General features: G+C 45.8%; 26 protein-coding genes. 10 read left to right on the forward strand and 16 right to left on the reverse strand.

From position 1 onward, the window contains the following. The 8 genes from HKN88_08925 to ccoN all read right to left on the reverse strand — a co-directional run. Window positions 1–1,427: heavy metal translocating P-type ATPase (locus HKN88_08925; protein NNC98177.1), on the reverse strand; the 1,427-nt coding region annotated here is incomplete at its 3' end. Between the two features lie 53 nt (window positions 1,428–1,480). Then, on the reverse strand, window positions 1,481–1,696 hold the full coding sequence (locus tag HKN88_08930; protein NNC98178.1) for a hypothetical protein: 216 nt from the start codon (window positions 1,694–1,696) through the stop codon (window positions 1,481–1,483). A 2-nt stretch (window positions 1,697–1,698) separates the two neighbouring features. Then, window positions 1,699–3,105 carry a cytochrome c oxidase accessory protein CcoG gene (gene ccoG, locus HKN88_08935; protein ID NNC98179.1) on the reverse strand — a complete coding sequence of 469 codons (1,407 nt, stop codon included), beginning with the start codon at window positions 3,103–3,105 and terminating at the stop codon, window positions 1,699–1,701. A 6-nt stretch (window positions 3,106–3,111) separates the two neighbouring features. Next, entirely contained in the window at window positions 3,112–3,372 is a 261-nt protein-coding gene (locus HKN88_08940) for a hypothetical protein (protein ID NNC98180.1), read from the reverse strand. 1 nt (window position 3,373) lies between these two features. Beyond that, window positions 3,374–4,276 (reverse strand): cytochrome-c oxidase, cbb3-type subunit III, encoded by a 903-nt coding sequence (gene ccoP, locus HKN88_08945; GenBank protein ID NNC98181.1) that lies wholly within the window; start codon window positions 4,274–4,276, stop codon window positions 3,374–3,376. After that, a complete protein-coding gene (locus tag HKN88_08950) occupies window positions 4,273–4,494 on the reverse strand; it encodes a cbb3-type cytochrome c oxidase subunit 3 (GenBank protein NNC98182.1) in 222 nt (73 codons plus the stop codon). Before HKN88_08950 ends, ccoP begins: the two co-directional genes overlap by 4 nt. A gap of 24 nt (window positions 4,495–4,518) precedes the next feature. Then, on the reverse strand, window positions 4,519–5,136 hold the full coding sequence (gene ccoO / locus HKN88_08955) for a cytochrome-c oxidase, cbb3-type subunit II (protein NNC98183.1): 618 nt from the start codon (window positions 5,134–5,136) through the stop codon (window positions 4,519–4,521). Window positions 5,137–5,149: 13 nt separating this feature from the next. Beyond that, complete coding sequence (gene ccoN / locus HKN88_08960; protein ID NNC98184.1) at window positions 5,150–6,631, reverse strand: cytochrome-c oxidase, cbb3-type subunit I; 1,482 nt, start codon at window positions 6,629–6,631, stop codon at window positions 5,150–5,152. A 213-nt stretch (window positions 6,632–6,844) separates the two neighbouring features. Between ccoN and HKN88_08965 the strand changes: the two genes are divergently transcribed. Further along, complete coding sequence (locus HKN88_08965) at window positions 6,845–7,300, forward strand: universal stress protein (GenBank protein NNC98185.1); 456 nt, start codon at window positions 6,845–6,847, stop codon at window positions 7,298–7,300. A 31-nt stretch (window positions 7,301–7,331) separates the two neighbouring features. Here HKN88_08965 and HKN88_08970 read toward each other — a convergent pair whose 3' ends face one another. Genes HKN88_08970 through HKN88_08985 form a run of 4 tightly spaced genes read right to left on the reverse strand, consistent with a single transcriptional unit; the run spans window position 7,332 to window position 10,946 of the window. After that, window positions 7,332–8,054, reverse strand: a complete 723-nt coding sequence (locus HKN88_08970) for a TVP38/TMEM64 family protein (GenBank protein ID NNC98186.1) — start codon at window positions 8,052–8,054, stop codon at window positions 7,332–7,334. Between the two features lie 13 nt (window positions 8,055–8,067). Next, window positions 8,068–9,063, reverse strand: a complete 996-nt coding sequence (locus HKN88_08975) for a 2-hydroxyacid dehydrogenase (GenBank protein NNC98187.1) — start codon at window positions 9,061–9,063, stop codon at window positions 8,068–8,070. Window positions 9,064–9,078: 15 nt separating this feature from the next. Further along, entirely contained in the window at window positions 9,079–10,512 is a 1,434-nt protein-coding gene (locus tag HKN88_08980) for an MBL fold metallo-hydrolase (protein NNC98188.1), read from the reverse strand. 26 nt (window positions 10,513–10,538) lie between these two features. Continuing rightward, complete coding sequence (locus HKN88_08985; GenBank protein NNC98189.1) at window positions 10,539–10,946, reverse strand: DUF302 domain-containing protein; 408 nt, start codon at window positions 10,944–10,946, stop codon at window positions 10,539–10,541. A 171-nt stretch (window positions 10,947–11,117) separates the two neighbouring features. Here HKN88_08985 and HKN88_08990 point away from each other — a divergent pair, with 171 nt between their 5' ends. Together HKN88_08990 and HKN88_08995 are read left to right on the forward strand one after the other, a co-directional pair. Continuing rightward, window positions 11,118–11,426 (forward strand): hypothetical protein, encoded by a 309-nt coding sequence (locus HKN88_08990; GenBank protein ID NNC98190.1) that lies wholly within the window; start codon window positions 11,118–11,120, stop codon window positions 11,424–11,426. A gap of 72 nt (window positions 11,427–11,498) precedes the next feature. Next, window positions 11,499–12,083 carry an NAD(P)H-dependent oxidoreductase gene (locus tag HKN88_08995; GenBank protein NNC98191.1) on the forward strand — a complete coding sequence of 195 codons (585 nt, stop codon included), beginning with the start codon at window positions 11,499–11,501 and terminating at the stop codon, window positions 12,081–12,083. A 66-nt stretch (window positions 12,084–12,149) separates the two neighbouring features. On the opposite strand, the gene HKN88_09000 is transcribed toward HKN88_08995, so the two are convergent. After that, window positions 12,150–13,088 carry a sodium:calcium antiporter gene (locus tag HKN88_09000; GenBank protein NNC98192.1) on the reverse strand — a complete coding sequence of 313 codons (939 nt, stop codon included), beginning with the start codon at window positions 13,086–13,088 and terminating at the stop codon, window positions 12,150–12,152. Window positions 13,089–13,161: 73 nt separating this feature from the next. Then, on the reverse strand, window positions 13,162–13,665 hold the full coding sequence (locus HKN88_09005) for an ATPase (protein NNC98193.1): 504 nt from the start codon (window positions 13,663–13,665) through the stop codon (window positions 13,162–13,164). 138 nt (window positions 13,666–13,803) lie between these two features. On the opposite strand from HKN88_09005, the gene raiA reads away from it, so the two are divergent. From raiA to HKN88_09040, 7 genes are all read left to right on the forward strand, one after another. After that, a complete protein-coding gene (gene raiA, locus HKN88_09010; protein ID NNC98194.1) occupies window positions 13,804–14,157 on the forward strand; it encodes a ribosome-associated translation inhibitor RaiA in 354 nt (117 codons plus the stop codon). A gap of 30 nt (window positions 14,158–14,187) precedes the next feature. Further along, a complete protein-coding gene (locus tag HKN88_09015; GenBank protein ID NNC98195.1) occupies window positions 14,188–14,799 on the forward strand; it encodes a hypothetical protein in 612 nt (203 codons plus the stop codon). Between the two features lie 23 nt (window positions 14,800–14,822). After that, window positions 14,823–15,488: a protein-L-isoaspartate(D-aspartate) O-methyltransferase gene (locus tag HKN88_09020; protein NNC98196.1), complete on the forward strand. Its 666-nt coding sequence runs from the start codon at window positions 14,823–14,825 to the stop codon at window positions 15,486–15,488. Window positions 15,489–15,551: 63 nt separating this feature from the next. Further along, window positions 15,552–15,812 (forward strand): hypothetical protein, encoded by a 261-nt coding sequence (locus HKN88_09025; protein NNC98197.1) that lies wholly within the window; start codon window positions 15,552–15,554, stop codon window positions 15,810–15,812. 12 nt (window positions 15,813–15,824) lie between these two features. Next, window positions 15,825–17,477, forward strand: coding sequence for a Na/Pi cotransporter family protein (locus tag HKN88_09030; GenBank protein NNC98198.1), 1,653 nt, complete (start codon window positions 15,825–15,827; stop codon window positions 17,475–17,477). Window positions 17,478–17,724: 247 nt separating this feature from the next. Further along, on the forward strand, window positions 17,725–18,453 hold the full coding sequence (gene fnr / locus HKN88_09035) for a fumarate/nitrate reduction transcriptional regulator Fnr (protein ID NNC98199.1): 729 nt from the start codon (window positions 17,725–17,727) through the stop codon (window positions 18,451–18,453). A gap of 62 nt (window positions 18,454–18,515) precedes the next feature. Next, window positions 18,516–19,757, forward strand: coding sequence for an amino acid permease (locus HKN88_09040; protein ID NNC98200.1), 1,242 nt, complete (start codon window positions 18,516–18,518; stop codon window positions 19,755–19,757). A 76-nt stretch (window positions 19,758–19,833) separates the two neighbouring features. Here HKN88_09040 and HKN88_09045 read toward each other — a convergent pair whose 3' ends face one another. Both HKN88_09045 and HKN88_09050 read right to left on the reverse strand, forming a co-directional pair. Beyond that, window positions 19,834–20,295, reverse strand: coding sequence for a hypothetical protein (locus HKN88_09045; GenBank protein NNC98201.1), 462 nt, complete (start codon window positions 20,293–20,295; stop codon window positions 19,834–19,836). A gap of 66 nt (window positions 20,296–20,361) precedes the next feature. Continuing rightward, on the reverse strand, window positions 20,362–20,784 hold the full coding sequence (locus HKN88_09050; GenBank protein ID NNC98202.1) for an Hsp20/alpha crystallin family protein: 423 nt from the start codon (window positions 20,782–20,784) through the stop codon (window positions 20,362–20,364). Window positions 20,785–20,789 lie beyond the last annotated feature (5 nt).

Raw genomic sequence — 20,789 nt, forward strand, 5'->3', positions numbered from 1 at the left:
CCCTGTTTGTGTAAATAACGGGTCAGACTGGCAACGCCACTGGGCAATGCGATAGACAAGGCACAAGGACAACTGACCACCAAGACTGCTAAAGCAATCTCGAAGCCGTATTGCCAGTCTCTGTGTAAATTCCAGTAAATAAAAACGCATGTCGCGAGTAGCAAAGTAAATGCAATAAAAGCCGTCACATACCGCGTGAGCGATAACTGGTTTTGTTCTGATGTAAATTTCGCGCGTTTCAGACGTTGACTCAATACGCTGAGTGCCGAGTGCTTGGTAATTGCTGTTGTGGTTATTGAGATCGGTTGACCGAGGTTACGCATGCCGGCAAACACGGCATCGCCCTGTTTACACACAAGCGGTCTGGATTCGCCACTTAAACTGGACGCATCAATCTCTGTTCTACCTGAATTTATAACCCCGTCCGCGGGTATCACTGCACCGATCGGGATGGCAATTTTCTCACCAAGCTTTATTTCGGTAAGCGGTTTTTTGAGTAACTGGCCATTTTCCTCTATCTCAACAAATACCGGCAACATGCGAGCCAGTGCCTGACGGCTGTTGAGCATTTTTCTGCTTACCTGTTCTTGAATATAACGGCTTACACTGAGAAAGAATACAAACATCACAACCGAGTCAAAATACACCTCGCCGGTTCCCGAAAAACTGTTAACAACACTCAGACTAAAGGCCGACAGCATGGCGATGGCAATGGGTATGTCCATATGCATGCGATGCAAACGTATACTTTGCCAGGCATGGCGTAAAAACGGCATCCCCGAATAGAACAGGACCGGAAAGGAAACCAACATGCTGACCCAGATCAAAAACCTTCTGTAGACATTTTCCATATTCTGTTCATTGCCAGTATATAGAGCAACTGCAAACATCATGACCTGCATCATACCAAGACCGGCAACAACCAGTCTTTTCAGGCTGTTCTCCGAATTTTGATCACTTAATTCTTGTTGCAGCTCACCATTTTCCTGGTCCAGGACATGCGGCAAATATCCCAGCGAATTGATACTGTGTAAGATCGAACTCAAAGGCGTTTTGTTTTTATCCCATTGGATCACCGCGATACCCGTTTGGTGATCAAGCGATATTACTTTTATCTCACATTGATTTTCCAGTTTATTTTTTACCAACCAACTGCAACTAACACAATGCAAGCCTTCAATATCCAGAATTACTTCATGAACATCCGGGCCTATACGAGAATCAAAATTTGCCCGGTCAAAGGCTTGCCAGTCAGTTGATTGCATTAATGAGGCAGAATCGATTTTGTCTGGCAATTCCTTACGATGTTTGTAATAGTCAGACAAGCCGGCATTTACAATAAATTCTGCAACGCTTTTACAGCCTGCACAACACATAGCCCGACGCTCTGAATCCATGCTTAAATATAAGACATCCTGCTCGGGCAAAATTTCTCCACAATGAAAGCAATGATCCTGAAGGTGTGACTGGACCTGCACAATTAGCCCTCGTCATCCGTTTCTTGTTTATCGGGCAAGCCTTGTTTCTTATTCAATGGTTCTTCATCCAGTATCACAATTTCGTCGCCAGACTGATTTGAAATAGTAATAAGCACCGCTGGAATGCTGATCGACAGCAACAGCAACAATAAAACAACCAGCACTTGAACCAGCCTGGACTTGTTTAAGTGGGATTTATTCATTGATTCATCGTGCATAATTACTTACCGGGCGAAATAAATTTATTCTCAATCGTATGTAACTTATTGCCAGTTTCTGCATCTCGTAAAATCAATTTAATAGTTTGAATTGATGAAGTTAATTCGTCCTGATTTGCCTTGATCCGAAGTGGTACCTGAGAAATAGCTTCGGGCTGCAAGTACAATTTGGACTGACTCATACTGAAATATTCCATCGGCTCGATATTGATGATTATATTCCTTGCTTGCATGCTTTTATTAACCAGGCGCAAGGTATAAACGTTTTCGATCTGGCGATCATCCAGCACCTGGTACAGGCTATTGCGATCCCTTTCTAGGTCCACGTTCAAGTCTTGCCGGTTGATCAGCAGAAACACCCAGGCCGTACATATCGCACCCAGGAGCAAGCCATAAATAATGGTGCGTAGCCTGAATATCCTGGACTTTTTCCCGGCCAGTGCATTTTCACTGGTATATCGGATCAAGCCCCGCTCGTAACCCATTTTATCCATCACGCTATCGCATACATCCACGCAAGCCGCACAGGCGATGCATTCGTATTGCAAACCATCACGAATATCGATACCGGTCGGACACACTTGCACACACATCGTGCAATCAATACACGCACCTAGACCATTGGCTTGATAATCGCTTCCGCGTTTTCTCGACCCCCTTGGCTCACCACGTTTTTCATCATAGGCAACGATCAATGAATCCTGATCGAACATAGCACTTTGAAAACGTGCATATGGACACATGTATTTACACACTTGTTCACGCAGAAATCCGGCATTTCCGTAGGTTGCAAAGCCGTAAAACAAAATCCAGAAGGTTTCCCAAGGCCCCAATGACAAATTTAACAGGTTTTGCCAGAGTTTTTCCAGGGGGGTGAAATAGGCCACAAACGTGAAGCCGGTAAACAGCCCCATTACAATCCAGGCAGACTGCTTACCAGTTTTACGCGCGATCTTATTCGCCGTCCAGGGCGCCGCATCCAGTTTCATGCGCTTGGCACGATCACCTTCGATCCAGCGTTCGACCAACATGAATAATTCGGTCCAGACAGTCTGCGGGCATGCGTATCCACACCAAATACGGCCTGCCAGTGCCGTGACAAAAAACAGTCCTAGCGCACAGATAATTAACAACAGGGCCAATAGGTAAAAGTCCTGTGGCCATAAATGCATACCAAAAATAGTGAATTTTCGTGCAGGTAGATCAAACAATACCGCTTGTTCGCCCTTGATCTTTAGCCAGGGCAAAAGGTAAAACAAACCTAATAAAATCCATACTGCAAGCCAGCGCAAACGAGCGAAATTACCTTGCACACTGCGAGGATACACCTTGGCTTCACTTTGGTATAAATTCACCCCGACTTGATCAAGCGGTATTGATACCTCGTGTCCAGACTTTTTCGCTGTCATTTTTATTCACTCTTTCGTGCTGGATGCATTCTTTAATAACAGCAACGTGAATACGGATGACAACAGAGCAATAATGAACAGAAAAAAGAAACCAACTGCGTATCCGGTTAGACTACTCCAGCTCATCGGAAAGCTTAGCACTTGCCCAAGCAGCTCGGGATCAATAAAGGCAAACATCAGCACAAACCCGAAACAGGCAGCCAGAAATGCTGACCACAAGACCACAAAACGACGGATCACTGATATTGAGAGATCTGTGTCTGTCATATTACTCTTGTTCCAGTTGCATGCTACGTATGTAAGCTGTCAGTAATTTGATCTCGTACTCATTCATTAATCCTTGCTGAGGCGGCATAACGCCGTTGCGACCATACTTTATCGAGTGGGAGATCGCATCCAGATCACCGCCATACAACCAGATGTCATTGGTCAGATCTGGCGAACCAAGTGCTTGCATACCTTTGCCTTCAACCCCATGACAAGCGATACAATATTTTTTGTACTGGATTTCACCTTGTGCAGTGATCTCCGACTCGGGCGCACGATTACTTAAACTTTGCACATAGATTGCCAATGAGTTGAGCTCTTGTTCATTTAATTGAGAATCCCAGGCAGGCATTGCCGCCTGACGCCCTTCACGAATGGTATGCTCAATAGACTTCAGGTCTTTACCCCACAACCAGACCTTGTCGGTCAGGTTCGGATAACCGGTTGCTCCTCTGGCGTCTGCACCATGACACATCGCGCAATAGTGAGAATAGAGTCGTTCACCCGTCTGCATGGCCGTGGCATTTGTGGCCAGGGTCTCTATGTCCATGCTTTTCCAAAATTCTTGTAACTCGGTTGAGCGTACTGAAGAAGCCTGCATGGCCTCTTCCAGTTGTGATTCCTGGGTCCAGTTAAGCGAGCCTTTGTAATTTCCAAGACCCGGGTAGAGAAATAAATACAATAAGGCAAAACCGATCGTGAGGTGGAACAAAATCAGCCACCACCGGGGTAATGGATTGTTTAATTCCTGTAGATCCTCATCCCATACATGGCCGGTTGTACCGTCATCACTGTGCACCTTGGTTTTCGCAGACCAGTTTAACAACCACCAACAGGCAAAAATATTTACCAGGGAAACGATCAATATAAACCAATGCCACGGACTAGAAAGAAGATCGCTCATAACTTGTTTACCTTTACCTGCTCAGACAGATTTTTTTCGGGTTCTAGATACTCTCCTGCAGACTCTTGTAGGTCTGGCACAATATCGTCTTGCAGCGGCATTTCACTGGCTGCTTGAAAATCTGGACGACGTTTACTGCTCCAAGCCCAAATTACCAGAGCAATAAATGCAGCGAATAAACAAACCAGAATAATTGCACTTGATAACCAGTTTTGCATTTAGATTCTCCGTTCAATCATTAATCAATTTGAGCGTTTACGTCCGGTACGCGCCGTGCCCAGACCTTGTAAATACGCGATCAAAGCATCCATTTCGGTTTTATTCATTAACTGCTCAGGCGCTTGGGCAATTTGTTCATCGCTGTACGGATCACCCAAGAGTTGCAAGCGCGACATTTTCTTTTGTACTAACTCGGCATCGATCAATGCGTCATTCAACCAGGGGTAAGAAGGCATGTTCGACTCGGGAACAAGATTGCGCGGATTTTCCAAATGCACCCGGTGCCAGTCATTACTGTAGCGACCGCCAACCCGGGCTAGATCCGGACCGGTGCGTTTTGAGCCCCATTGAAACGGACGGTCATACACCGATTCTCCCGCTGTTGAATACGGACCATAACGCTTTTGCTCACTCCGCAATGGCCGCACCATTTGCGAATGACAGTTATAACAGCCTTCTCTGACGTAGACATCGCGACCAGCCAGTTCCAGCGGAGGATATGGCTCAACGCCTTCAGCCGGTACGCGGACCTGATTCTGAAATATTAGGGGCAATATTTCGACCAGCCCAGCAACGCTGACCGTCAAAGCAATAAAAACAATGAGTAAATTCAGTTTTTTTTCTATAGTTTCGTGTTGCATTGCTTCTCTCGGGTTAAATGCTCATTGACGGGATAGGTGCTGGCACCAGGGCCCGTACGGCTGGTGCTTTACGCACAGTTTTATACACATTGACAGCCATCAACAGCATGCCGGCAAAAAACAACAATCCACCAAATAAACGCATGGCGTAGTAGGGCTTGGTGGCAATAATGCTTTCAATAAAAGTGTATGTCAGAGTGCCGTCGTTATTCACCGCTCGCCACATCAAGCCTTGCATAACGCCAGCAATCCACATCGAGGCAATATAGATCACTACTCCGATAGTCGAGACCCAGAAATGCAGATCGATCCATTTCACCGAGAACATTTCTTTTTTGCCAACCAATCGAGGGATCAGACAATACATTGACCCAATGGTCATCATGGCCACCCAGCCCAGTGCACCGGAATGCACATGGCCAATGGTCCAGTCGGTGTAATGCGACAAGGCATTTACCGTTTTGATCGACATCATAGGACCTTCAAAGGTCGACATTCCATAGAAAGACAAGGCCACAACCATGAATTTGATGATCGGGTCGGTACGTAATTTATGCCAGGCTCCCGAGAGTGTCATGATGCCGTTGATCATACCGCCCCAACTGGGCGCAAGCAGGATGAGTGAAAACACCATGCCCAAAGACTGTAACCAGTCGGGTAAGGCGGTGTAATGCAAATGATGCGGGCCTGCCCACATGTAGATCGAGATCAGCGCCCAAAAATGCACAATCGACAAGCGATAGGAGTAGATCGGTCTTCCCGCTTGCTTAGGAACAAAGTAATACATCATGCCAAGAAATCCGGCGGTCAGGAAAAAGCCTACTGCATTGTGCCCATACCACCATTGCACCAGGGCATCGACGGCGCCACTATAAAACGAATACGATTTACCCAAGGTAACCGGCATCGAGAGATTATTGACTATGTGCAACAAGGCCACAGTAATGATAAATGCCCCATAGAACCAGTTGGCCACATAAATGTGCTTAACCCGGCGCTTGGCCAGGGTTCCAAAAAACACCACGGCAAAAGAAACCCAGACCACGGCAATAAGAATATCGATCGGCCATTCCAATTCTGCGTATTCTTTGCCTTGGGTCATGCCTAAGGGCAGTGTGATAGCCGCGAGAACGATGATCAATTGCCAGCCCCAGAAGGTGAATGCCGCAAGCTTGTCTGAGAACAAGCGCACGTGCGATGTCCGTTGCACCACGTAATAGGCGGTAGCGAATAAGGCCGACCCGCCAAACGCAAAAATCACCGCATTCGTATGTAGTGGTCGTAAACGGCCATAACTGAGCCAAGCTGTATCGAAATTTAGAGCCGGAATCCAGAGCTGCGCCGCGATCAGTACACCGACCAGCATGCCAACAATGCCCCATACAGTGGTTGCGACAGCAAATTGCATAACAACTTTGTCATTATAGAATTCATTGGGAACAGTATTTTTATGTAAATTTTGTGGTGATTTATCGTGCAAAATATTCTCTTGCATGTGAATTCCCGATTGTTGATTTGTCTTATAGGTAAAATTTTCCAAGCATTCTAAAAAACATCAGTCTCGGTAATATTGATTTGGATCAATATATTTACCAGCTATTGCCAATCAGTCAGTGTGCGTATCTTTTGATCTGGATCAATACTTCATGGTGTAAAAATAGATAACCTTGAAGTACAAAAATAATGATTTATATTTAAGGAGTACCCCATGTCGCATTACGTCAATATTCTGATCGCTTCCGACCTGACCCTGGAAACGCTGCGCCTGATCGAAAGGGCAAGAAGTATTTCGACCAAGTCTACAAAAATTTCCCTGGTACACGCAGTCCCTCCGGTGAGTTTTACTTACGGTGGCATTTCAGCCTATGTGCCCGATATGATCGATTATGAAGAAGTGCAAAACAATATCATGGACGCCAAAAAAGAACATGTTAAGGAAATGATCGAATATCACAAATTACACGATGTCGATTGGGATATCGAAGTTGGCAAACCCTCCATTGTGGTAAAAAATTATGCTACAGAGAATCTTTGTGATCTGATCCTGATGGGGTCACACGGAGAAAAAGGCTTAAAAGCACTGTTAGGGTCAACTACCCGAGCCGTATTGCACGATGCCCCTTGCGATGTGTTATGTGTGCGACTGTTTGATCAAGAAAAATAAACAGCTGTAAATTCTTTGTAAAAGAAATATTTTATTGCACCCCGCTCGACTGTGAATTGTCAGTCTGTGAATTGCCCGGTTGTGAAAGGCTTTGGTCGTGCGTAAATTTTTGCTTAAAAATATGGTAGCCAATTACCGCTACCAATAAAGCCGCTGCGATAATTCCCACCGTCGTGCTTAAATTTCTTTGTAAAAAACTTTCTCCTAATAATACCGTACCGAGTGCATAGGGTAGCTCGGTAAGCGCCAGTGCCGCCAGATAATAATCGATACGAAAACGTAAGGTTCCCAACACATACCCGGGCACTTCGGAAGGCACGCTCGCCTGGAATAATACGATATGCCAGAATCTGGCTTTGCCTGTGATCCGGGATTTAAATTTCTCCAAGCGTGCTTCCCCGACGATAAAATCGACAACCCTGTTCCCGGCAAAATAACCCACGCAATAGGCGAAAAGACCTCCCAGCCACCAACCTGCCCAGAGCAAGATAAAACACACCCCCCAGCCCCAGGTATGCACTCCGATTGGCACCAAAATAGCACTGGAAAAAAACGCCAACATGGCAGACAAAGCCGACAATAAAACAAACAAGAACATGCCAAACACAGGGTTTTTAGTGATCCATGATTCGCTCACCACCAAGAGATTTTCCAGCCGGGAAAATAATTCATCGGAGCTAAGAAATAGCAGGATCAATGTGACCAGGATCACAGAGGCCAGCAGTTTTCGTTGAAATTGTGTACTTCCTGGCATTGTCCTTTCCAGTTTAAATTTGTCCGTCAAGATCGCGACAATGACCGTTTGCCTCAATAAAATCAAGATTATCCAGAGTGGTTTTAGCAATATTTTGCATAGCGGTGTCAGTAAAAAACCCCTGGTGCCCGGTAATCAAAACATTAGGGAAAGTCATTAATCGCATAAACACGTCGTCCTGGATCACTTGATCACTCAAGTCTTCGAAAAACAGCTCTGCCTCTTCTTCGTAGACATCCAGACCCAGAAAACCTATCTTTTGTGATTTCAAACCACCGATTAAAGCCTTGCTGTCCACCAAAGCTCCCCGACCTGTATTGATCAGCATCACTCCGGTTTTCATTTTAGCGATCGCGTTTGCATCAACAAGGTGACGGGTCTCGGAATTAAGCGGGCAATGCATACTGATAATGTCCGAGTGTTGCAACACTTTATCCAGCTCAAGGTAGTTGACACCCAGCTTCAGGCAATCCGGGTGCTGGACCGGGTCACATGCAATAACCTGTGTGCCAAAACCGTGCATGATGCGGGCAAAAATAGAACCGATCTTGCCAGTCCCGATGATACCAATGGTTTTGCCATGCAGATCAAAGCCCAGCAAGCCATCCAGCGAAAAATTTCCTTCTCGTACCCGGTTAAAAGCTCGATGGGTTTTTCGATTGAGTGTCTGAATCAAACTGAGCGCGTGCTCGGCCACCGCCCAGGGCGAATATTCGGGCACCCTGACTACTAGCATTTCCAGATCACGCGCCGCTTGTAGATCCAGATTGTTGAACCCGGCACAGCGCAAGGCGATGATACCGATACCATGGTCTTTCAAAACCTGTAAAACCGGCCTGTCCAATACGTCATTCACAAACGCACACACCGCGTCACAATTTTTAGCCAGATGTGCAGTCTTCAGGTCCAGGCGGGCATTGAAATAGTTCAGTGTGTGCTGATGTGAGGCATTTTCCTGTTCAAAGAATTGACTGTCATACGCTTTAACCGAAAACATGGCTATTTGCATTATCGATACCTGATCTCAAACTCTGACCGTGTCGCCATACTTGGCAATTTGAGCTTCGATTGCCATAACATCCTGCAATTTCTGTTGTAAGGCTTGTTGTGCTCGCGACTCACCATGCACCAGATAAACCGGGGGTTTATGATCAAAACCGGAATACCAGTCGATCAATCCGTCCTGATCGGCATGTGCTGATAAACCACCGACCGTATGTATGTTGGCCTGCACCGGATGCCATTCACCCCAGAGTTTGATCTTTTCTGCCCCATCCACAATCATTCTGCCCAAGGTTCCGATCGCCTGATAGCCCACAAAGATCACATGCGTATTTGCTTTGGCAATGTTGTATTTCAAATGATGATGAATTCGCCCACCACTGCACATACCGCTACCTGCGATCACAATTGCGCCCGACTTGATAGCGTTGATCTGCATGGATTCTTCAGTGCTCATGCTCATGGTTAAATTCGGCAATACCGGTTCCAGACTTGACGGATTAAATAGTCTGGCGTCGTACAAATTCTGAAATCGGGCATAAACTTGTGTAGCGCGAATGGCCATCGGACTGTCGAGAAATATGTTCCAGTGACCCAATCCCCATTCCTTAAAGTATTTCGACATCAAGAAAAGCAGATCTTGTGAGCGACCGACGGCAAATGATGGAATCAGAACATTACCTCTTTCAGAGTGCGCCTGTTTGAATATTCGTCCAAGTTCTTGCAACGTATCTTCGCAACACTTGTGTGGACGGTCCCCATAGGTACTTTCCAGCATGACCAGGTCGGCTTTTGCAATAGAAGTCGGGTTTTGCATTATGGGTGCATCACTGAAACCCAGGTCGCCACTAAACACCAGTTTTCGTACGGGTTCTTGGCTTTCGTCCCAGATCTCTACAATCGCAGACCCGAGAATATGACCGGCATCGTTAAACTGCACAAACAGGTTTTTAGCAACTTCAATTCGCTCCGAGTAATTCATTCCTTGAATTAAAGGAATTGTATTTTCGGCATCTCCTTTGGTGTACAGAGGTTCAACGACTTCCAGATCGGATGCGCTGACATGCTGGTTATTTTTTTTATATTCTGACTGCTGGTTCTCAAGCTTTCGTTGACGTTGTTTGTTTTCCCATTCCGCATCTTTTTCATGAATATAGCCGGAATCCAGAAGCATGATCTCGAGTAAGGCCCGGGTTGCCTGGTGGGTATAGATTGGCTTGGCATAGCCTTGCTTAACTAATAAAGGCAAGCGACCCGAATGGTCGATATGGGCGTGACTTATAACTACGGCATCCAGTTGCTGTATATCGAATGGAAACGCGTCTTTATTGTGTTCTTCTTCATCACGGCTACCCTGTTTTTGCCCGCACTCCAGTAAAACCGTGGCCTCTGAAGTCTGGATCAGATAACAAGAACCGGTGACTTCTTCGGCTGCTCCCAAAAATGTAATTTGCATGGTGAACTCGCACTCAGTTGAACAAGTTAACGCACCGTCTCGTCAATAACCTGACGCAAAGTGGCGTCCACTTCGCGCGCGATCTCTTTTACAACCGCATTATCACTGAGTTGGTTGATGAGTTTTTGGGGCGAAAGCATGCCAACCTTAACCTTGCGGTTTTCTGTGTACACCGAAATACGACAAGGCAGTGCCATATTCAGTCGCATGTCATTTTCCATCACCCGACGAGCCTGACTGGCATTACACACCTCAAACACCTGACACAGTTCCTGAAATCCAGGGTCTTTGGCATCAAAAACCACCCGTTTTGTTTTGAAAATTTCAGCAAAATCATGCACATGCAATATGCTGTACCCGTGCGCCTTGACGTTTTTTGTGAGGTCTTTTAAAGCCTGCTCGAAAGACTTCGATGTGCTGGCAAAATAGTACATAAAATCGTGCATATGCTTCTCCAGTGCTGTTTTTCTTGTTACTTACAATTTACCCAAAAATAGGCTATTAGCATTGACTTAGATCAATATACCCAGTCACTGTTTTTGTAGACTGGCTCTGTAACTTACTCAACATTACTCTGGAAAGAGGATAGAAACATGAACGAATCCATGAGCGATAAAGCAAACGACAAGTACCATGAATTTAATGCTGAATTAAAGGAATTGTTTGACAAACTCAAGCAGGAGCGCGATGAACTCAAAGTGAAAGCGCATTTGGCAAAAGCCGAGATCGGTGATAAATGGGAAGTGGCCGAGGACAAATGGCAAACCTTAAAAGACAAAAATACGATTATTGCCAAATCGGTCGGAAAAGCCGGTGGTGATATTGGTGAAGGTTTCAAAGCACTTGGTGCCGAGCTAAAAAATGCCTATAAAGATATTCGAGCGGGTATTGAAGCAAGTAAATTGACCAAATAAAACATTCGCCCTGATACAGCCCTTGTGTCACGATCACATCCAGGGATTGGAAACAGTTTAAGGAGATGACGCATGAAAAATATTCTTGTGATCCAGGGGCATCCGGACCCGTTTGCCAGACATTACTGTCATGCCCTGGCCGATGCCTTCAGTCAAGGAGCGCGAGATTCGGGCCATCAGCTAAAGACCATTGAGGTAGCAAAACTCAATTTTCCCTTGATCCATTCACAGGATGAATTTGAGAACACATCGCCACCAGAAGACATCAGCAATGCACAAAGCCTGATTCGGCAAGCTGAGCATATAGCGATCTTCTTCCCTCTGTGGCTAGGCACCATGCCTGCCTCGTTCAAGGGATTTCTGGAACAAGTGTTTCGACCAAACTTTGGCTTTGATATCTCGGATCCTGAAAAAATGCCGAAAAAGCTGCTTAAGGGTAAATCCGCTCACATCTACGTGACCATGGGTATGCCCGCGATCATGTATAAACGGTATTTTGGTGCGCATGGCATGAAAAACCTGGAACATAATATTCTCGCGTTCAGTGGCATCAAGCCGGTGGAATTCAGCATGATTGGGATGATCGAGAATAAAAGCGATAAAAAACGTGACAAGTGGTTGAAAAAGGCCCGCTCCTACGGGCAGGCGGGAGGCTAAATCAGTGAAAATAATGCCTTGTGCGCAGATCCGTATCAGAACGACTAGTGATATCTCAGTGTTAGCCTAAAGAATAATAATGTTATAGGAAATATAAGTCACATAAAGCGTCACGATCACTACAGCCTCTTTTTTCTGAATACCCTTTTCTCTCACAAAAAAGAATAATACAAGTAACGACAGCATAAAAAGAATTGGCAATTCACGCACTAAAAATGATGTCTCAAAATCAAGTTCGCGAATACTCGCAGCTACTCCGACAGGAACCAAGGTATCAAAAATATTACTCCCGATAAGATTGCCGACAGACAATCGGCTTTTGCCTTTCAATACGGCACCTAGCGAAATAGAGAATTCCGGCAAACTGGTACCCAGACCCACTACGATGACTGCAATGATTGAACTTTCCACCCCAAGTAGATTGGCCACTTGCAAAACTGATGCGATGGTAAGTTTAGCGCTGGCAAACAAACACACCAGCCCGACAACAAGGAACGCCAAAGACTTTGGCATACTGTTTTTGACTTGTTCTGTCGAGATTGCAGAATAGTTTTTGCGCTCGCTGAATAAAAAAACCAGATACACAACATATACTATTATCAGCGCTATTCCCTCGGTTCGGGAAATGTGCCCATCGCAGGCGAATAATGCCAGAAAAATAATGGCGCCCAGCAAAATACTCCCATGCTGTATGGTGATCCTGCGAGGCAAGGTCAAATAACTGAACAGACCGGCGACCCCGAGAACAAAACTGATTTGGCATAACGCGCTGCCCAAGGCACTGCCAATGATGACATTGGAAACCTCTGCCGTATTTTCTGCATTCAGAGCTCCATCCACGGCAATTGCAAATTCGGGAAAATCACTCCCGATCGAGAGAATGGTCACACCTACAATGAATTCGGAAATCCCTAAGCGTTGAGCGATTGCCAAAGCCCCGTGCACACTCGATTCGGTGCCGATCCAGAGTCCTAACAGTCCGAGTATGAGCAAAACGAACGACAAAATGTCACCGCTACAAAATTTGGATCAACATGACCCGTCGCATAATTGATTTCTATAATCTTGCCCGACACCTTTATTTTTCCAGTGTCACGCGCAGCATAAACTCGCCTGTTGTGTATTGGTAATCTAACTTGCCACCGTAGGCACTTTCCAGGGCATCGCCAATATTTCTCGCCAGTCCAGGATCGGTGAAGGTGATCTGCATAGTGTCACTCGTATCATCAATATGCATTATGCGTTTCATCGGGTGGGCTTGCTTCTCATGTTCCTCGGTATGCCGAATCAAGCTCATTATTTCGTTTTTTCGCTTGGCAAAATAATCATTTTGGATTGTCAAAAATCCGGCTGGAACCTTGTCCTGTGTACGCTGACACGCAGGGCAAAGGATCCGTGCAGCATCATTCGATGTCATGCCCCAGGTCCAGCGTCCATTGATATAAACAGCATCACAGCGTTTACATACTGTTGGAGACTTTAATTTGGCCCTGGACAAATAGGGATCGTGCACCATTTCCTCAAGCAGCTGATCACGTCGTTTTTGCTTGGGAAAAAGTCTGGAATCTGCTTTGCCTGACATATCGACCTCCTGTAACTGTAGATATTTCGATTTATCGTAATGCATAACCGGTGCCACTCATTGACCCAGATCAATATGTCCGAAAGGTATAGGCATAGTATAGAGATAACTTGTTTCACCTTAGAAAATGGAGCACTAATGCAAGTACCGATAGAAGTAACTTTTAGCAACATTGACAGGTCCGAGGCCGTTGAAAAAATGATTCAAGAAAGAGTAAAAAAACTGGAAAAAGCTTACCATGACATTACCAGTTGTCATGTCTATCTGGAAAAACCCCACAAACGCAAGGACCAAAGTTATCAAGTGCACCTTGAAGTGCGTGTGCCCGGTGGAGATTATGCGGTTAGCGGCAATCCGGGTGACCGCTTTAATCACGCTGACATCAATATTGCCATTCGTGATTCTTTTAAAGCCATGGAAAAACAATTGGCCAAAAGAAAAAAGAAATTTGCCAGTCGCCGTCACACCGCGCTAAATTCTAGCGAAGAGTAAATTATTAGCAGCAATTATCGGAATATAATTATGCGATCCCGATTTTCACATTTCATCATTCTGGATAAAGCGCTTGCTTCCGAGCATTTAGTTGACTCGGGCATTGCATCGCCACCATGGCGATGGCTACTTAATCTGGGTATTGCATTTGTGGTCTCGGGACTGGTGGCTATTGCCATTCCGCAATTTGTCACTTATGCACTCAACACAATTTTTGGTGTTTTGCTTTTTATCATTGGCATTAGCACCGCAGCCTACGCCTTGTGGTCAAGATCATTCTCACATGACTTTTGGCCGTGGTTAAGCTCTGCAATATTCATATTATGTGGCGTACTACTGATCTTTAATCCCAAGATCGGGGCTGTCTCCATCACACTGATCATTGCACTCTTTTTGCTGATCAGCGGAATTGGCAAAATTGGCATGGCCGGAATTGTGCGACCCGACAAGACCTGGAACTGGATATTTGTCAGCGGCGTGATTGACCTTGTTCTATGCACTCTGATATTCATGAATATGAATCAAGTTTCGGCCTGGCTACTTGGAATATTGCTGGGAATCTCATTGTGCGTGCAAGGCCTGTGGCATATTCGTCTGGCCTTGAACTTGCGCAAGCGTTTTGCCGCTACTTACACAATTTGAACACCTGAATCTGGATGCGAAAAATGGCGACTCACAATGAATTGCAAAACATGGTTAAAACCCAACTTGAAGCTCGCGGGATCAAAGACCCATTGGTTTTAAAAGCATTTCGCAAAGTTCCGCGAGAACTGTTCGTGCCAAAAGTTTACGAGCATTGCGCCTATGATGACACACCCGTACAGCTTGCTGCCGGGCAAACGATTTCACAGCCGTATATTGTGGCTTATATGTTGCAAGCATTAATGCTCTCGCCACAGGACAGGGTGCTTGAAGTTGGCGCGGGGTCGGGATATGCCGTGGCCCTGCTCAATGAGATCGTTGCACAAGTGTATGCTATTGAACGTATCGAAGAACTTGTCAAACTGGCTAACAAAAATTTGTCCGCTGCCGGTTGCTCGAATTGCATTGTGAAACACGGGGACGGCAGTTTAGGCATGGAATCACAGGCCCCTTTTGATGCTATCCTGGTCTCTGCGGCCAGCCCCATAGTGCCTCGTACACTGGAACAACAGTTAACTATAGGCGGCCGTCTGGTTATTCCCATCGGACTTAATAAACAAGTTCAAGAACTGGTGCGTATTACACGTGATAGCGAAAACGAATTTTCCCGTGAAAACCTGACAGACGTACGTTTTGTGCCGCTAATCGGTCAAGAAGGCTGGAATGCGCATGATATAATTACAGGGTAGAAAAAATAAGCTGATTAAGGATCGATTACTTCTGCATAAAGTAATAAAACAAGGAGTCCTGACATGAAGCTATATAACGAATTGTTAGAAAGAAATCTCGAATTCACTCATCCCCTGGATGTGCTTGCAGTGGATGCCTTAAGCCGCGAACAAAAGATCCAGATCTTGCGTGAATGGGAATACGATGCCCGGGAAAAAGAAGCCGCCGCCGACGAAGGCATGCCAAGTGGTGATGACACGCATCTGGATGAGATCCATAAAGCCTTGCTTTTACTGGATGCCGCAATCGACATCGAGCATACGCCCCCGACCCGCCAAGGCTAGATAGCTGAATTGATGCTGTCGAATATTAATATCTGGCAGTTTATTGGTGGCCTGGGGTTATTCCTGTTCGCCATGCATCTGATTGAAAATGCCCTGAGTACACTGGGCAGTAAATCCTTCAATAATTTTTTGATCCGGCATACGGATAAACCCGTACAGTCGGTGCTTAGTGGTGGCCTTACTACTGCCATGTTGCAGAGCAGCTCACTGGTTGGCCTGTTGGTTCTCGCCTTTACCGGCGCAGGTCTAATGTCGTTAAACAATGCCCTGGGTGTGATCTTCGGCTCCAACCTGGGCACCACTATGACTGGCTGGATTGTTGCGACCATAGGATTCAAATTGGATCTGGACGCCTTATCACTGCCACTAATCGCCTTAGGCAGTTTTTTTGTGGTATTGAGCAAAGGCCGCAAGCAACAAGTTGGTATGGTTCTGGCATCGATCGGATTACTCTTGCTCGGTCTTGAATTTATGAAAGACAGCGTGAGTGATCTAAAAACCCTGTTTGATATTAATTCACTTCGGGATTTTTCGGCCATTCAATTTTTGCTGTTTGGCGCGGTGTTCGCTGCGGTAGTGCAGTCCAGCTCAGCCACCATGATCATTGCCCTTGCCGCACTGGATGGCGGGATTATAAGCCTGCCCTCAGCAGCAGCAGTAGCCATTGGAGCCGACCTGGGCACAACCTCAACCATCGTGATCGGAGCCACAAATGGCACTCCGAATAAAAAACGCGTGGCCGCCGCACATGTGATCTTTAATGTGGTCACTGACCTGATTGCGTTTATATTATTGATGCCACTGTTGCAATTCATTATATGGATCGGAATTAAAAACCCGCTGTACTCACTCGTTGCCTTCCATACATTGTTCAATTTGATCGGCATCATTCTGTTCTTGCCCATGATCAACAAACTGGCCAAATTCCTGGAAACACTTTTTGTTGAAAAAGAAATTGTGATATCACATTACATCAGGCAGATCACACCCGACGTTACAACTGCCGCATTGATCGCAATTCGCAAAGAAACTTCACATTTAATTCAACGTGTTTTGGCCCAAAACTGCAAAGGCTTTGTTCCAAAGATCCGGAAACCGCCCGGATTACTGCCATTACACGACACGCTGGACATGGAAACTGACGAAACGACAAGCTTCACCCATTTGTATCATGCAACTAAACTGCTGGAAGGCGAGATCCTGTTGTTTGCAACCGACTTGCAAGCACACACTCTGGAAGCCGCTGAGGCAAAAGAATTGAATGAACTCTTGAGCGCGATTCGAAACGCCATGCATGCATCAAAAAATATCAAGGATATACAGCACGATCTAAACGACTTTGAACTCTCCAGTAAGCAAGCAATCATGCGATTTCTCGGTCAGATCAATCAATTGATGCAGGAATTCTACACGGCCATATACACATTAAAATCTGACAGCGGTGACCCCGTGCTAACTGAAGAATTGCAGGAAGTGAGCCAACACACCAAATTAAAACACGACCAGTTTCATGCTGAAATTTTTACCGCAGTGCATAAACGTGAAATTGCTGACACGGAAGTTTCTTCCATGTTGAATGTCAATCGCGAGATCTTGAACTCCAACCTGGCCATAATTCATGCCTTGAGCAATTACCACCAGGCTCAATATATTGAAAATGCCTGAGCCACGTCATTTAATAAAAAATTACATATAAATCAATAAATTACCTAATACGTCAATCTGTCGATCAACGTCTGTCCTTTGCCCCCCGCTAATCTCAACTAGGCAATACTGTTTAAACATCTAAGTAGAATCCACAAGATTTCTGCAGCAAGTCCCAATACTGCTGGTCCAGTAAATCTCATAGCATATATTCCACAAGATCAATAATGGACATTAACTTTTAAGAGTTTGCCACAAGGAATTCATGATGAAAGATTCGAGAAACAGTAAAACATGTATTCATTGCAATAATTGCCCGATACAGGAAATTTGCATTGCCGCTGCCATGCCTGACAGCGAGGTCTACAAATTCAACGAGATTGTAGAACACCCCAAAGCACTACAGAAATCCGAAACCCTGTTCTATGCCGGTGAATCCCTGACCTATTTGTATGCGATCCGTAAAGGAAGTGTTAAAACTTTTAATATTTCCCAGGACGGAGAAGAACAAATAACCGGTTTTCATCGAGCCGGTGAATTGATCGGAATCGACGCTCTCGCCAGAAAACGCCACAACAGTTTTGCCAAAGTTCTGGAAGAAACCGAAGTGTGTGCTATTCCCTATGACAAACTGGATGCCCTGGCAAGCAAAGTACCGGAGTTACACACACAAATGATGAATATTCTCAGTGAAGAGATCGCCAAGCAATACGAATTGATGCTGACCCTGAACCAGCGGGCAGCCGATCAAAGATTAGCCAGTTTTCTGCTTAATATGTATAAACGTGGGAATGACTCTGGATCTGAATCCATCAGTCTCAATATGACGCGTGGCGAGATTGGCAATTATCTGGGACTGGCACTGGAAACCGTAAGTCGTTTGTTCAGTAAATTCAAGCAACAAAATCTGATTGAACTGGATCGCCGTGAAGTCAAAGTGATCAACTTTCCAAAACTGCAACAAGTGGCCGGGATCGAACAAAAAATGGCAGCTTGATTAGGTGGATCAAGATTTTTGAAATTTTATAAAGGTGCAGTTATTAAGCGGTGATGCTTGAAATGCAGACTGAAACCATACCGCTGAAACGCTCAGTGACCTTGCCCTTCCTGGTCATGTATGGGGTCGGCACCATGATCGGTGCCGGTTTTTATGCCTTGCTCGGCAAAGTTGCCGGCGAAGCCTTGATGTATGCACCGATCGCATTTTTGTGTTCCGGTGTATTGGCCTTGTTCAGCAGTTTTTCTTTTGCCGAGTTATCCTCCCGCTATCCGGTAAGTGCCGGTGAAGCCCAGTATATTCGCTCGGGATTTAACAACAAATCACTGGCAACTGTGACGGGTTGGCTGGTTATCCTGACCGGCATTGTATCCGCAGCAACATTAACCGTTGCCACCATTGGGTTTTTACAGGTCAATGTCGCGATTCCACATACCCTCGGAATAATTTTGCTGGTAATAGCCATGGCCACTGTTGCGGCCTGGGGAATCGGCCAGTCAGTCGCTGTAGTTACCATTATTACCATCATAGAAGTCAGCGCCTTGATATACGCCGCCAGTGTAGCCGATACCAGTATTGGAGAAATTGCCGATAACTGGCAAGCCTTTATCCCACCGGCCGATGCCAAAGTCTGGCTCGGGATATTTTCGGGTGCTTTTTTAGCTTTTTACGCGTTTATCGGTTTTGAAGACATGGTCAACATGGCAGAAGAAGTAAAAAATGTTCGCAGCACTCTGCCCAAAGCGATCATCATCAGTGTTGTGGTGACCAGTATTTTTTATATTCTGGTCAGCATTATTGCTATTTCCGCAGTAACTCCGGCACAGTTGGAGAACAGCAAGGCTCCAATCGTTGAATTGGTCAAAGGACAAGGCTGGACAGCGACCACAGGCTTATGGATCGTGAGTTTACTCACAGGATTGAACGGCGCCCTGGTGCAGATCATAATGGCGTCACGGGTGGCCTACGGTTTGGCCAATTCAGAACAAGCCCCGCGGTGGCTTGGAAAAGTTCATCCGGCAACCCGAACCCCGGTACTGGCGACTGTTTTTATCAGCGCTATCATTCTCGCCCTGGCCTTGTATTTCCCTCTCACCACTTTAGCCAAACTGACCAGCACAATTATTTTACTGATCTTTGCCGGAGTGAATTTTTCCCTGTGGCGAATTAAAAAACGTGAACAAATTAGCCAGAATTTTGATCAGGGAGAAGGACCGCGTTACCCGCGCTGGGTGCCATTCGTCGGTGGCAGCCTGTGTTTGCTAGTGTTGTTGTTCCAAACCACGATTTTGCTGTCAACTTGATATGACAACTCGGTATGGTTACTGGCCTCATAATGCCCTCACCCGGATGGAGGTGAGGGTCAAGGTATTTGCAATTTTAATTGACAATTTGCCAACTGCCATCTGATTGCCGACAGGCTGTACCATACACCGTATCTCTTTTTCCGCCGATCATGGCATCCATGGTGTACTCACGACACGGCCCACTGGCTGAATCGTAGGTATTGGTCGGGGTCATGGTGTATTTGGAGCTGCTGTCCGGATTGACCCAGCTTGTGGCATGGCCCGTACGGTTATTTTCCAGAACGTGTCCGGCTTTTAAGCGATCGGTCTCATCCATATTTTCACCGATGCGGCCACCGATATACCCTCCGATCACAGCTCCCGCGAGGATTTTCCAGTTACGTGTGCTTTTCGAATTGTCCTCGCCCAACTCACCGCCGATCACACCACCAATCACGGCACCCGCAATCGTGCCCTGCTCTTCTTTACTCATGTTTGCACAGGCGAGTAAAGTAAAGCTACAGGCACACAAAAGCGCAGCGGTCATCACTCGCATTTTCATTAATTGACTCAACATATCACACACTCCTGTGCTCAGGCACGGTTTAAAGCCCTTCTCTAATTAATCAATGGCAATGGTTTGTTTAGCCGGCGCTGATGCTTCAGTTTTTTTCAAATGGATCGATAAGACACCGTCTTTGCTTTCGGCCTTAACACTCGCGGGATCCACATTATCTGGTAAGGAAAAACTGCGCTCAAAACTGCCATAGTAGCGTTCTACCCGGTGCAGTTTTTTGTCTTTTTTCTCATACTTGCGTTCGCCACTGATACACAATGCGCCATTTACCACCTCGACTTTCATGTCTTTCTTTTTGACCTCTGGTACTTCCAGTTTGACTAAAAATTCCTTGTCATCTTCAGTGATCTCGGCAGCCGGTATCCAGTCTGCTTCGTCAAAATTCATCAATTTGGACAAGGACTTGGCATCATTAAAATTAAAAAAATCTCGAAACCGACCACTGGGCAGTAAATCTGGAAAATTCATGTTTC

This window comes from Gammaproteobacteria bacterium (genome assembly GCA_013001575.1).
Lineage (GTDB): Bacteria > Pseudomonadota > Gammaproteobacteria > Steroidobacterales > JABDMI01 > JABDMI01.